The sequence below is a fragment of the Aliisedimentitalea scapharcae genome, from assembly GCF_045277565.1.
Lineage (GTDB): Bacteria > Pseudomonadota > Alphaproteobacteria > Rhodobacterales > Rhodobacteraceae > Aliisedimentitalea > Aliisedimentitalea scapharcae.
In genome coordinates, this window is the sequence record NZ_CP123585.1 from 188,328 (window position 1) to 201,090 (window position 12,763).

11 protein-coding genes, 1 tRNA gene and 2 pseudogenes are annotated in these 12,763 nt (G+C 56.6%); 7 read left to right on the forward strand and 7 right to left on the reverse strand.

Annotation, left to right across the window (positions count from 1 at the left end; genetic code table 11):
- Nucleotides 1–16: 16 nt before the first annotated feature.
- Entirely contained in the window at nt 17–1,507 is a 1,491-nt protein-coding gene (locus QEZ52_RS21525) for a sulfatase-like hydrolase/transferase (protein ID WP_343211850.1), read from the forward strand.
- 47 nt (nt 1,508–1,554) lie between these two features.
- A pseudogene (locus QEZ52_RS21530) lies at nt 1,555–2,118 on the forward strand (ABC transporter substrate-binding protein); the annotation flags it as partial.
- Nucleotides 2,119–2,170: 52 nt separating this feature from the next.
- Here QEZ52_RS21530 and QEZ52_RS21535 read toward each other — a convergent pair.
- The 3 genes from QEZ52_RS21535 to QEZ52_RS21545 form a co-directional block, all read right to left on the reverse strand.
- On the reverse strand, nt 2,171–2,881 hold the full coding sequence (locus QEZ52_RS21535; RefSeq protein WP_343211851.1) for an IS6 family transposase: 711 nt from the start codon (nt 2,879–2,881) through the stop codon (nt 2,171–2,173).
- A gap of 9 nt (nt 2,882–2,890) precedes the next feature.
- Nucleotides 2,891–3,595, reverse strand: a complete 705-nt coding sequence (locus tag QEZ52_RS21540) for a HipA family kinase (protein WP_406651215.1) — start codon at nt 3,593–3,595, stop codon at nt 2,891–2,893.
- A 445-nt stretch (nt 3,596–4,040) separates the two neighbouring features.
- Nucleotides 4,041–4,114 (reverse strand) — tRNA-Cys (locus tag QEZ52_RS21545).
- Between the two features lie 457 nt (nt 4,115–4,571).
- Here QEZ52_RS21545 and QEZ52_RS21550 point away from each other — a divergent pair.
- Entirely contained in the window at nt 4,572–4,841 is a 270-nt protein-coding gene (locus QEZ52_RS21550; RefSeq protein WP_406651217.1) for a hypothetical protein, read from the forward strand.
- A gap of 218 nt (nt 4,842–5,059) precedes the next feature.
- Here QEZ52_RS21550 and QEZ52_RS21555 read toward each other — a convergent pair.
- Nucleotides 5,060–5,370: pseudogene (locus QEZ52_RS21555) on the reverse strand (transposase); the annotation flags it as partial.
- Between the two features lie 182 nt (nt 5,371–5,552).
- Between QEZ52_RS21555 and QEZ52_RS21560 the strand changes: the two are divergent.
- On the forward strand, nt 5,553–6,191 hold the full coding sequence (locus tag QEZ52_RS21560; protein WP_343211853.1) for a LysE family translocator: 639 nt from the start codon (nt 5,553–5,555) through the stop codon (nt 6,189–6,191).
- A 280-nt stretch (nt 6,192–6,471) separates the two neighbouring features.
- On the opposite strand, the gene QEZ52_RS21565 is transcribed toward QEZ52_RS21560, so the two are convergent.
- On the reverse strand, nt 6,472–7,242 hold the full coding sequence (locus QEZ52_RS21565; protein ID WP_343211854.1) for a glucose 1-dehydrogenase: 771 nt from the start codon (nt 7,240–7,242) through the stop codon (nt 6,472–6,474).
- A complete protein-coding gene (locus QEZ52_RS21570; RefSeq protein ID WP_343211855.1) occupies nt 7,239–8,195 on the reverse strand; it encodes an NAD(P)-dependent oxidoreductase in 957 nt (318 codons plus the stop codon). Before QEZ52_RS21570 ends, QEZ52_RS21565 begins: the two co-directional genes overlap by 4 nt.
- A 78-nt stretch (nt 8,196–8,273) precedes the next feature.
- Here QEZ52_RS21570 and QEZ52_RS21575 point away from each other — a divergent pair, with 78 nt between their 5' ends.
- Nucleotides 8,274–9,026, forward strand: a complete 753-nt coding sequence (locus QEZ52_RS21575) for an IclR family transcriptional regulator (RefSeq protein WP_343211856.1) — start codon at nt 8,274–8,276, stop codon at nt 9,024–9,026.
- Here the strand turns inward: QEZ52_RS21575 and QEZ52_RS21580 are convergent.
- Entirely contained in the window at nt 9,010–9,918 is a 909-nt protein-coding gene (locus QEZ52_RS21580) for a LysR family transcriptional regulator (RefSeq protein ID WP_343211857.1), read from the reverse strand. The genes QEZ52_RS21575 and QEZ52_RS21580 overlap by 17 nt on opposite strands.
- 111 nt (nt 9,919–10,029) lie before the next feature.
- On the opposite strand from QEZ52_RS21580, the gene glyA reads away from it, so the two are divergent.
- Both glyA and QEZ52_RS21590 read left to right on the forward strand, forming a co-directional pair.
- Nucleotides 10,030–11,295 (forward strand): serine hydroxymethyltransferase, encoded by a 1,266-nt coding sequence (gene glyA, locus QEZ52_RS21585; RefSeq protein ID WP_343211858.1) that lies wholly within the window; start codon nt 10,030–10,032, stop codon nt 11,293–11,295.
- Nucleotides 11,296–11,436: 141 nt separating this feature from the next.
- Nucleotides 11,437–12,762, forward strand: coding sequence for a D-serine ammonia-lyase (locus QEZ52_RS21590; RefSeq protein WP_343212029.1), 1,326 nt, complete (start codon nt 11,437–11,439; stop codon nt 12,760–12,762).
- Nucleotide 12,763 lies beyond the last annotated feature (1 nt).

A 12,763-nucleotide genomic window follows, 5' to 3' on the forward strand; every position in this document is an offset into this window, starting at 1 on the left:
ATGCTGGGACCTGCCCATGAGCAGCAGAGTAGATGAACCCGCCAACTTGTTGATCATCATTTCAGATGAGCATCGCAAGGATGCTATGGGTTGCGCCGGCCACCAATTGGTCAAGACGCCGAACCTGGATGCGTTGGCTGCGCGCGGGACACTGTTTTCGAATGCCTACACCCCGTCACCCATGTGTGTTCCTACCCGTGCCAGCATTGCCTGTGGCGAATACGTACATAAAACCGGCTATTGGGACAGTGCGACACCTTATGAAGGCAAGATCCGCAGTTGGATGCACCATCTGACTGATCAGGGCGTGGATGTAACATCCATTGGAAAGCTGCATTTTCGCTCGAACGCAGATGACAACGGCTTTACCGATGAACTGCTGCCAATGCACGTTGTTGGCGGGGTTGGCTGGGCCATCGGCCTGTTGCGCAAAAACAGGCCGCAGTATGACTCCGCTGCCGAGTTGGCCGAGGATGTCGGCGTTGGATCAAGCACGTATACGGATTACGACCTTGAAATCACCCAGACCGCCGAAGAGTGGTTAAATGCAGACGCGCGCAAGGAAAAACCGTGGGCAGCATTCGTTTCGCTTGTCAGCCCACATTATCCACTGACCTGCCCAAAAGAATACTTTGATATGTATGATCCGGCCGAAATGGATCTGCCCATCGGGTATGGAACCCGCGCCCGACCTGACCACAGCGAGTTGCGCAACATTGCAGAGTTTTTCGACTATGATCGTTACTTTGACGCGCAAAAGATGCGCGAAGCCAAGGCCGCCTATTATGGCCTAACCAGTTTCATGGACAACTGCGTTGGGCGTGTTCTACAGGCGCTGCAAGACAGCGGTCAGGCCGAAAATACTGTCATAATCTATGTGTCCGATCATGGCGACATGATGGGCGATCAGGGGTTCTGGACAAAACAAGTCATGTACGAGCAATCAGCGGGTATTCCGATGATTGCGGCGGGGCCGGGAATTCCGGCAGGTCGATGTGTCAAAACCGGAACATCGCTGGTTGATCTGGCTGCGACAGCCGTGGACGTCACGGGAGTTGCGCATGATGCACAGAGCCGCGCATTGCCTGGTCTGTCATTGCGCGAAGTTGCCAACGCCGCGGATGACCTGGATCGAACGATCCTGAGCGAATACCACGATGGTGGCTCGACGACCGGGACGTTCATGGTGCGCTGGCAGAATTGGAAATATGTCTACTATGTCGACCATGACCCCCAGCTTTTTAATCTGTCTGTAGATCCAGATGAACTTCACAATCTTGCAATCGAAGGTGTGAATGATCCGGCGATCCGTGCCGCATTGACAGAGGGTCAGAGGCGCCTGCGCGATATCTGCGACCCCGAAGCCGTAAATGCAAAGTGCTTTGCAGATCAGGAACGTCGCATTGCGGAACTCGGCGGGGAAGAGGCATGCATCAACGCATATGTCTTCAACCATACGCCGACCCCGAACGAGCAAACCAAAATGCGGGAAGGCTCGCCGCTCTGACACCCATTGAAAAGTTACTTCAAGCTAGAATTGTCTGGGAGGACAATATGCAATCAAACGCGCGAACACCAATCTTGCACCCTGCAGCCAAGATGCATGCAGACGAGTGCAAAGCTGGCAAATTGGACCGACGTGAATTCCTTGCACGGGCAACCGCTCTGGGCGTCACGGCCTCTGCTGCCTACGGTTTGCTGGGTCTGACCACACCGGCGCAGGCCGCGGCTCCAAAACAAGGCGGGACATTGCGCATTCAAATGAATGTTCGTGGTCTGAAGGATCCCCGCACCTATGATTTCGCTCAAATTGGTGCGTTGACGCGCAGCACCATGGAAAACCTGGTTGAATACAACAATGACGGAACCTTTCGTGGCATGTTGCTGGAAGGGTGGGAGGTCAATGACGATGCCACCGGGTACACGCTGTATGTGCGACACGGTGTGACATGGACCAATGGGGACAAATTTACGGCCCATGACGTCGCCCGAAATATTGAGATGTGGTGTGAAAAAGACGTTGAAGGAAATTCAATGGCTGGCCGCATGGGGACGCTGGTTGATCCAAATACGAGAACAGCCATCGACGGCGCGATAACGGTTGCCGATGATTATACAGGGCATTGCCAAGTTGTCTGATGCTGGGCGCGGTTAGCCGGCAGCCGGGTCGTTAGGCGGTCATCTCAAGGGCGTATCCGTGCCCCAGGTCAAAAGCGTCCGATCTGGTCTGGCGGTAGATGTTGGTTGGCATTCGGTAGCGGCGGGGGCGGAAAACGATATTGATTTGGTCGTGGGCGGCGAGGAACCTTTGAGCCTGGCGCGGGGACTTGAACCGACCCATAAGCTTCTCGCGTTTACGGGTCGGCCGGTGCAACCCTTCGATGCGATTGTTCAAGCCCTTGTGTGCCCTGTGGTCCGCGTTTGGGGTTAGGTCACAGATCGGCTTGATATAACTGGGCAACTTGTCCGTGATCACAACGCGCGGATCGCCGAAACGGGCCATCAGCCGCTTCATGAAACGCCTTGCCGCTTTGGCGTTTCGCCGCGGTTGGACGAGAATGTCCAAAACGTCGCCGTTCGCGTCAACCGCCCGCCAGAGCCAGTATTTCACGCCTCCGATCTGCACGACAACTTCATCAAGGTGCCATTTGTCGGCCGCTGCCGGGCGGTCTCGTCTGACACAATCCGCAAAGTGGCCTCCAAACCGGTTCACCCAGAGCCGGATCGTTTCGCGGCTGACAATGACGCCACGCTCTGCCAACAGGTCTTCGACATCCGACGTACTCAGCGCAAATCGATGATACGCCCAAACCGCGTATGCGATAATCTCGCGCGGAAAACGGAAGCCTTTCAGGCGTGGCATATCGGATGGTATTTTCATCCTCGCTGCCTAATCGAAAACGACACCCCGAACAACTTGGCAATGCCCTTCGATCGCTTCTAGGTCAATCTTGTTGACTGCCGCTAGGGCGTCGTCGATCGACTTCCGTGTCAAGAAGGGCTCAATTTGCTGAAACAGGCCATAAACCTCCTGTTCGTCGATCCATGCCTGGTCGAGCTCATCGTCTAGTGTAGTCTCAATAAAGGCGTGAGTGTGGTCGATGACAAGAAGTTCCACCTTTCTTTTGTCCCTTCGCAAGAGGACGTTGTCGAAATTTACGACACCATACCCCTCAACCCCTACCTCTGAGAAGCGATCCTTGTTCCGTATCCAAGTGTCCAAAACAACGAGTTTGGCAAGGTCTTCCGGACACCGGAGTTTTTGCAGCAGTCCAGATTTGGGCGACAACGAAACGGCTTCTTCCCAACGAGAAAAAAAAGCCGGTCCAGATGCAACTTGTAGGAGTGGGTGTCCCGGAAGTTCTAAGGCTGGGATGTCGGCGACTGCAAAGTCCGGCGTCTGTAACCCAATACAACTTGCCAACTCAGTGCCAACCAGTTCGCAGATTAAAGCCTCTGGACCTTGCGGGTTGCCGATGTATTTGACTATCGCCATTCCATCATCTGTGACAGCAGAAATGGGTTTTGTACTTGTATCAAGTACTCGGGTAACACGTTCAATCGATTCAGGCTGCCAATTTTTTCCTGCAAACACAGCCCTATCCACTTCTCAAATTCCTGACCTGAGCACCAAATAAACCGGCTCCCTGCAGCATGACTTGAAAGATAGTGAAATCACACCTCACAAGTAAAGCAACTTGAGTTTGGGGAGTTACCGAATGTCGGCTCCCAATATAGCTCTCTCGTTGGCTCGTACATGCAGCTAAGGTCCGGGCTCGTCCCGATGTGTAGATCATCCCTGTCCGCTTTGGGTTGATAGCAGCCGTCAGGATTTGGTCCTGTGAAAATTTTTCGTCCAGAAGCTAGTCACAAAAAGTCCAGAAGCTAGTGCGCCGCTACATACACAGAGTCCAGATGGTCGATTTTGTATGATGCAATTGCCGCGTCGATACGCATAGGTGTCCCCTGAAAATCCGTGGACATCCCGCGCGTTAACATGTCGCGCTCAGTTATGTGAGCCATATCAATGGCTTGTGACTTGGAGGCGAGTACCGGAATCGAACCGGTGTACACGGATTTGCAATCCGCTGCGTCACCACTCCGCCAACTCGCCTAAAGTAGTGTGAGGCCAGCATTTAACTGAGTCGGAATGGATGTGCAATAGCTTCTGCCATACAGTCTTTGGTTTGGATTGGTTCTCCAGCACGGTCAGTTTAGCCAGTTCATGACCATCATCGCGCGGACCATTTTGCGCATGTGTCGGGGGCACTGCCTGTGTACGTTTCACCGGCACCGGTTGTCTGGACAGAAAGCCGTTTCATGTGCTGGCTGCGGCAGCGATGGGCGCACATGCAGGCATCGACCTGCTCTATCTACGGGCAGCAAACTTTTTGCGCGTCCAACAAGTGTTTGACGGCGCCGACGTGCTGGCAGTGCCGAGACACGGTGAGTTCATCTCTTCTCGGCGGGCCTGCAGAGTACGCGTGTGAACAAACACAAAGCGCCGGGCCTTTGGCGAGATATTTCTCAAGGGGCGTGCCTATCTGAAAGACCAATTCTGCGCGGCGGAATTGACACCCATCGTTGATGCCACGGGCAATCTGATCGAGTGGCGCTATGGGAGCGATCCACAGGTTGGCACGCTGACTATCGGATCTCACAGCGATATGGTCCCTGGCGGCGGGCGGCTCAACAGAATCGCTGGCGTTCTGGCGGAGCCTGAGGTGGCATGGGCCCTGCGCGACACCGGGATAGCTCTGCGGCACAATCTGGGAATCGTAGATAGTTCTGCCCAAGAATTGAGCGTCTTTGGCTGGCTTGTGTCGGGTCGCGCGGCATGACAGGGAAGCTTGCGCAATCTGCGATTGATCCGGGCCTGTCGCAGAGATGCAGGGCCAGCGGAGCGGGGCACGATGCGGTGTTTTTCTCACGGATCGCCCCAGTGGCCATGCTTTTCATCCTTTGCAAGTGCGAGCGCAGCCAAGCACCAAAGGAATTGCCCCAACCTGGAAAATTGTCTGCCCGTGCCGCCGTTCTTTTGGAAACCGACTGGCGGCGGCTGTGCCACCGGTTTTGCGGCCTTCGCTCGCCTGTGAGACGGCCTTTGCGATTTTTTCCAAGAGCTTCCTTCAACAGCGCGTTCTGCATGCGCATCTCGGGATGCATCTTCCTGAAGCACAGGTTCTGTTCGGCGAGGTCTTTCATCCCAGCGATCAGGGACGCGTCCATGCCGCCAAATTTGGCCGGCCATTTGTAGAAACTTGCACGGCTCATCCCATATTTCCGTCACAGTTCAGAAACCGGCACACCGTCCTCTGCGTGCTTCAGGAGTCCCATGATCTGCACGTCGCCAAATCGTCCGTTCTTCATTCAACATCTCCTCAGATATCTGGTCGAGAAAATTCCGCCTTTAAACACCGTCAATTTCAGGGGGGATTACGATACGAGAGAAAATTTGGTCCTGTAAATTGTATCGAAACAACTGCCACGAATTGACTGAATGGCCTGGATGCGGCAAAAGTCTCTGTGATCACAGTTTGGAGGTTTCGCGCATGGCTTGGTCAGAGATTGCCGCATTCATGTTTGTTGCCACGCTATTGGTCATGTCACCAGGCCCGAATGGATTCCTGATTGCCAAGACTGTCCCGACGTCAGGGCGTTCCGCCGGATTTGCGAATGTTGCCGGGTTTGTCACAGCCTTCTTTTTGCACGGTGCGCTGTCTGTGCTTGGCATTTCGATAATTTTGGTCAAATCGTCGACGGCCTTCATGATCGTGAAGTACCTCGGCGCGGCCTATCTCATCTGGATCGGAATCAAGGCGCTGCGTGCGGCCTTCAAGGGTGTCGAAACCGCTGAAAAAGTTTCCCCAGCAAGAAACCGCAGAACTCTGTGGCGCGCCTTTGTGGAAGGATTTATTACCAACGCCCTGAATCCGAAAGTGTCGATGTTCTACCTAGCGGCCTTCCCGCAGTTCATCACTGTGGGCGAAACCTCTGCCGCTTCCTCCTTCCTTCTTGTGTTTTTTCACTCGGTTGTGGCAGCAGTCTGGTTCTCGGCCATGATACTTCTGTTCTCCAAACTCACTTCGGTGGCGCGGAGCGGCCATTTCCAGAGATGGCTGAAAGGTGTGACAGGAGTTGTCTTTATCGGATTCGGCGTGAAACTTGCGAGCTTCAAGCCAAGCATCTAGACAGCTGCCCAGGCTAATCACCCTGAGAAGGCCTGGGCCAGTCCGAAGAACCCACAAGAGCTCGGCGAGAGGTTCAGCGCTTTTGATCTTACGCAACGAAGGCTGAATACACGACAAACGTTTCGCGACATCCTGTCGATTCAACAGGCCAGCCACCCAGACAGCACGACATTCTCCACATTGCCGGTCCTTTCTGAAAACCAGCAGGCACCAAGTGGCAGTCTATGTCAGTTAGCGAAACTCGGCAGGCGGCTCGATGTTCTGCCTGGGCCTGCAAAGGTTATGTCATCGAAAATTGACCGTTATCCACCATCAGGGTTTCACCGTTGATAAAACTTGCATCATCGCTCGCCAGGAACAGAACTGCCGCGGCTACCTCTTCCGGCTCACAAATGCGCCCTTGCATACGGGCCACGTCCTCGTCGGACCAGTCTTGACCCAACGCTATCAGTTCCTCAGCTTCTCTTGTCCCGTGCGCAGTGCGGATCAACGCAGGAGCAACAGAATTGCAGCGGATGCCCTTGTCCCGAAATTCAACAGCGATGGCCCGGGTCAACTGGATGCAGGCACCTTTGGACGTGCAATACGCCGCCTCCAGCGCGGACGCGGTCAGACCTGAAATTGACGTGGTATTCACGATGGCCCCACCGCCGGCCTTTATCATGTGGGGTAAAATCGCCTGTGAGGTATGGAGCATTGAATTGACGTTGACCGCCATCATCCTGTTCCAATCCGCCTCTGTTGTGTCCAGGAACGGCTTAACGATCACCTTACCCGCGTGATTAAAAAGAACATCGATCCGGCCCCAGGCGGAGATTACCGACTTGATCGAGGCGTGAACATCCGCGCCCAGCGACACATCGGTTCTGGCAAAAATCACTTCCCCGCCGGTGGCCCTGATCCGGGCTGCGGTTTCCTTGCCCTTGACTTCGTTGACATCCAGGATCGCAACCTTGGCGCCTTCGGCGGCAAAGCGCAGCGCGGCAGCGGCACCGCAGCCATCGGCTCCGCCGGAGACAACCACAACCTGGCCTGCAAAACGGTCCATCATGCTGCCCCCTTGTTGGTCAGGCTGACATTGGCGGCCAAGGCCATGCTTTCGACAATTGCAGCATGGGATTTGCGCCCAAAACCGCGGGCCATCGCGGTCTGATAGAGCTCCATCGCAAGGGAATTGAAATAAAGTGGCACGTTGTGTTTGCGCGCCATTTCCCCGGCAAGACGGTGATCCTTGTGCATCAACTCAACAGGGAAGCCTTCCTCGTAGTCATTGGATGAAAGATAGGGGGCGAACTCTTCGAACATGGTAAAGCTTTGCGCGTCGGTGTGGCGAAATACCTTGAGCAAGGTCTCATGGGAGATGCCCATCGCCGCGCCCAGCACGAACCCTTCGGCCATGGAAGCCATATAGAGCCCGGCGATGAGATTCGAGATCAGCTTGACTGCATTGCCGGTACCAGCGGGCCCCAACAGCATCCAATGTTTGCCCAACGCATCAAACACCGGGACGGCACGATCAAAAGCCGCCTGATCACCGCCTGCCATAAAGGTGATCAGCCCCTTTTGCGCGCCAAAATGCCCGGCTCCGCCCGGCTCACCACCAGACATGGGGCACTCCAGATACTGATACCCGGCGCGGTCGCAGCTTTGGTACAGTTTGGTGGCGGTTTCGGGATCGATGGTCGAAATGTCCATGACCAGCGCACCGGAGTTTGCGGCGGCGAGGATACCGTTCTCGGCAACAACCTCCTGCTGCACGGCCTGTGGGTTCGGCAAAGCCAGCACAATGATGTCTGCCTGCGCCGCCAGATCCGCAGAGGACGCGGCAATAGTAGCACCCTCGGATTGCAACGCGGTGCATTTCGCGGGGTCCCGGTCATAGACCGTCAAGGCACCAAAGGCCTTGAGCAGATTGCGAGCATAGAAGCCACCGACATTCCCCAGTCCGATCAGACCAATACGTTCCTGCGCCATCTTTCGTTTCCCTCTTGTCTTTTGTTCCATAATATGGAACAATAATCCATATTATGAACTTAGCTATGCTCCGCAATCCTGCGGAGTCAAGTGATTTGGAGGCTGGCATTGACAGAACCGGTTCCCGGAGCAGCGGCACTGACCAAGGGTATTCAGGTCCTGAAGCTTTTGTCGGAGATCGGCAGACCCGCAAATCTTGCACATCTTCAGAAGGTTACCGGGATGCCCAAGGCAACCTTGCACCGCATACTGCAAGCGCTGATGTCCGAGGGGCTGGTGCGCCAAGATTTTTACGACAAAACGTTTCAGCTGGGATTTGGTCTGCTGCGGATGACACGAATCATGTTGGAGGACCTGCGTCTGCCCGAGCTGTCCAGGGACGTATTGGAAACGTTGCGAGACCAGACCGGTGAAACCGTTCATCTGGCGGTGCCAGAGCCTGCCGGAGTGACCTATATTGCTGTCCACCGCAGCACCCATCCGGTTGGCACCGTTGGGACCATAGGATCAATCTCGCCGTACCATTGTTCCTCAGCCGGAAAGGCGATTGCGGCCTTTGATCCAGGCGTTACCACCCGGATTTTGGCCGCTGATCTGCAAGCTTTGATGCCTGCAACTCTGACGGATCCTGCAACGCTGTCTGCCGATCTGGAGAAAACCCGAAAGCGGGGTTATGCAACAAATTTCGAAGAGGAATTCCCGGATGTCTTCGGGATTGGCGTGCCGGTAATGGACCGCCATGGGCGACCAGTGGCTTCAATCAGCATCACCATCCCTGGGTACCGGTTCGAAGCCGAAAGGACAGAGTCGATTGTTACGGCCGCCAAGGTCGCATCGGGGCAGATCAGCGACCGCTTGTAGGTGCCGATGACGTCTCGCCCAGCAACAGGTTTCGAACTTGGTTGAAAATGGGGGATCTGGCAAAAGACGGAGCCGTCTCTGCGACGAGGCGTGTCGGCAAATCAAGGCTGGCTGAAAATGGTCGCACCAGTTCACCACTGTCCAGTAACGGCTGGACCAGTGCCTCATGCGCGATCAGCACACCGCCACCGTGGCGGGCTTCTTCCAGGGCAACGGAAAACAACGAATGCACTGTGCCGGCGCGGGCAATCCCATCGCCATCTGGCTGGGCGCTCAACCACATGTCCCAGTCATTGGCCCAGGCCCCATCATGCAACAGCGTTTCCTTGCTCAGGTCGGCAAGCCCGTCCAGACGTGCCGCAATCTCAGGGGCGCAGACCGGGAAAATCCTGTCTCGGGCGACTTCCACCTCGTTGGTACCCAATGGAGCAGCGCTGTAGAACAAGGTCAGATCAAAAGGTTCGCGGGTCAGATTTGGCGGAGTTTCCATCGCGACCACGGATACTGAAATTTCCGGTATAGCCCTGCGTATCTGCCCAAGCCGGGGCGGCAGCCATAGCTGAGCAATCGAGGGCAGGGCTGCCACTTTTACTTTACTCGGCGCCGCTTTGGCGCGCAGGGCCTGCACCGCCAATCCGAGCTGATCGAAGGCTGACGTGAATCCGGGCAACAGCTCCTCGGCAAGCGGTGTCAGCACGACTCCACGGGCATTGCGGACAAACAGCGGCGCCTCGGCCCAGGCCTCCAACGATTTGATATGCTGGGTGACGGCACCAGGGGTCACCGCCAGTTCATCGGCGGCTGCAGTAAAGCTGCCCAATCGTGCGGCAGCTTCAAACGCACGCAGTGCGTTCAGATGTGGCCCTTTGGGACGGACGGGGACAATTGCCATGATCTGAGCCTTAGTTTTTCTACGCGAAATTTATAGCAATACTGATTTGCTTTGAACAGGTTGAAAACCGCATCTTGAGGGCAGTCCAACATGTGATCCGAAGGAGCCCTCATGTCGCAGCATTTCACCCTATCCGTCGTCGCCGCCGATCCGCTGGTGGCCAAAGCCCTGGCCAGCGAGAAGACGCGCCAGCAGGACCAGATCGAATTAATCGCCTCGGAAAACATTGTCAGCCGGGCGGTGCTGGATGCACTAGGCCACGAGATGACCAACAAGACGCTCGAGGGCTATCCGGGCAACCGCTTTCACGGCGGCGGGCGTTTTGTCGACGTGGTAGAGGATGCAGCCATTGATCGTGCCAAGCAGCTGTTCGGCTGCGATTATGTCAATGTCCAACCGCATTCCGGCAGCCAAGCCAATTTGGCGGTTTTCTTTCTGTTGTTGAAACCAGGCGACAAGGTTCTGTCGCTGGATCTGGCCGCAGGTGGCCATCTGAGCCACGGGTTGAAGGCCAACCTTTCGGGCCGCTGGTTTGAGCCGCACCACTATGGCGTTGATGCGGACAGCGAAGTTATCGACTATGAAGCCTTGGAACGTCAGGCAGAAGAAATTCAGCCCAAGCTGATCATCACCGGCGGCTCGGCCTACCCGCGCGCGATCGATTTTGAACGTATGGGGGCGATCGCCAAAAAGGTCGGTGCCTGGTTCCATGTGGACATGGCCCATATCGCCGGTCTGGTCGCGGCCGGCGTACATGCTTCCCCCTTTCCGCATGCCGATATCGTCACCTGCACAACCACCAAAACCCTGCGAGGACCCCGTGGCGGTCTGATCCTGACCAACAACGCAGACTGGTTCAAAAAATTGCAATCGGCAGTTTTCCCGGGCGTTCAGGGCTCGATCCACAGCCAAGTGCTCGCGGCCAAGGCCGTGTGCCTGGGCGAGGCTTTGACGGATGAGTTCAAAGAATATGCCACGCAGGTGAAGAGCAATGCCGCAACTCTGGCGACGACCCTGCAAAAACGCGGGTTGCGCATCGTGTCGGGCGGCACCGACACCCATCTGGTGCTGGTCGATCTCAGCCCCAAGGGCATCACCGGCAAACGCGCCGAAACGGTGTTGGAACAGGCCAATATCACCGCCAACAAGAATGCCATTCCCAACGACAGCCCGCGTCCACCCGAATGGGTCGGCCTGCGGCTGGGGGCTGGCGCGGCCACCACGCGGGGCATGAAGGAAGCCGAGTTCGAGGCGCTGGGTGAGATGATCGCCGACCTGGTCGAGGCCGAAGCTGCCGAAGACACCGATGCCGCCGTCGCACGCTGCAAGGCCCAAGTGGCCGAACTCTGCACTGCTTTCCCAGTCTACAACGGCTGATCCACTACTCTCCCCAGCAGGCTGTCCACCACCTGCTGTCCTGGCCTCGCGGTGCTCTCTTTATTGCGGCGGGGCATTTTTATGCCGCAAACACATTACCTGCCAGCCGTTTCCGGGATGGTTGCAAATCCGAAATCGGGCATGCTGGCTGCAAGCAAAAAGGACAACGAAATGGACAAAACCCTGGTGAGCCGCTTGCAGGCGCTAGAGCCGCTGATGTGGATCAACCCCGGGCTGGGCCCCACGGCCTCGGTGCAGGTGCCAGTGCGGCCAGAACAGGTGGCGGAGGCAGAAAAGAACTGGCGCTTGCTGGGGCCGCTGCTACAGCATTGCTTTGCCGATCTGCAACACAGCGGCGGTGTGATTGCCTCTGAATTGACCGAGGCGACGGATCTGGCGACGGCCATGGGCAAGGCACCGGGTCGTTACTTTGTGAAGGGCGATCACGCGCTGCCAGTGGCGGGTTCTGTCAAGGCACGCGGCGGGGTATATGAAGTCTTCTTGCATGCGCTGTCTCTCGCGCGGCAGTTGGGGTTGATCGCACCGGATGCAACACCATCTGAGCTGGCATCTGACGCCGTACGGAAGAAATTTGGCGGCTTCACCGTTGCGGTTGGATCAACCGGCAACCTGGGTCTAAGCGTTGGTATCGCCGCCCGTGCGCTGGGGTTCCGCGCCGTTGTACATATGTCGGCGGATGCCAAGCCCTGGAAGGTTACGCGCCTGCGCCGCCATGGGGTCGATGTGGTGCAGCACCAGGCGGATTACGGCACTGCGGTCGCCTCAGCCCGGCAACAGGCACAGGCGGATTCAACGATCTATTTCGTCGATGACGAACGATCGGAACTGCTGTTCTTTGGCTATTCCGCCGCCGCTGCGGAGTTGCGCGATCAGCTGACCGAGCGGCAGGTCCCGGTGGACGCGAACCATCCGTTATTCCTTTATCTGCCCTGCGGTATTGGCGGTGCGCCGGGCGGGATAGCTTATGGGCTGAAGCAGGTGTTTGGCGATCATGCCCATTGCTTCTTTGTCGAACCGGCACAATCGCCCTGCGCACTTGTGCAACTGGCTTCGGGGCTGAAAAGCGTGGTGACTGTTTATGACATCGGCCTGACCAACCAGACCGAAGCAGATGGCATGGCGGTAGCCGAGGTCAGCCAGTTCGTGGCGCAAGTCATGCAGCCCTTGCTGAGTGGGGTTTACACCGTTGCGGATGACGATTTGTTCCGCTGGCTGGCGCTGGCACAGGAACATGCGGGGCTGCAGTTGGAGCCTTCGGCCGCCGCCTGCCTTGGCGGACCGCAGATGCTGCTGTCAACGGCGGAAGGGCAAGGCTATCTGGCGCAACACGGGCTGGATGCCTGCATCGGACAAGGTACCCATGTGATGTGGGCCACCGGCGGCAGCCTGGTTCCCCAGGATGAATATCAGGGTTTCTTGCAAAAAGGCTGCGCTCTGATGGTATGAG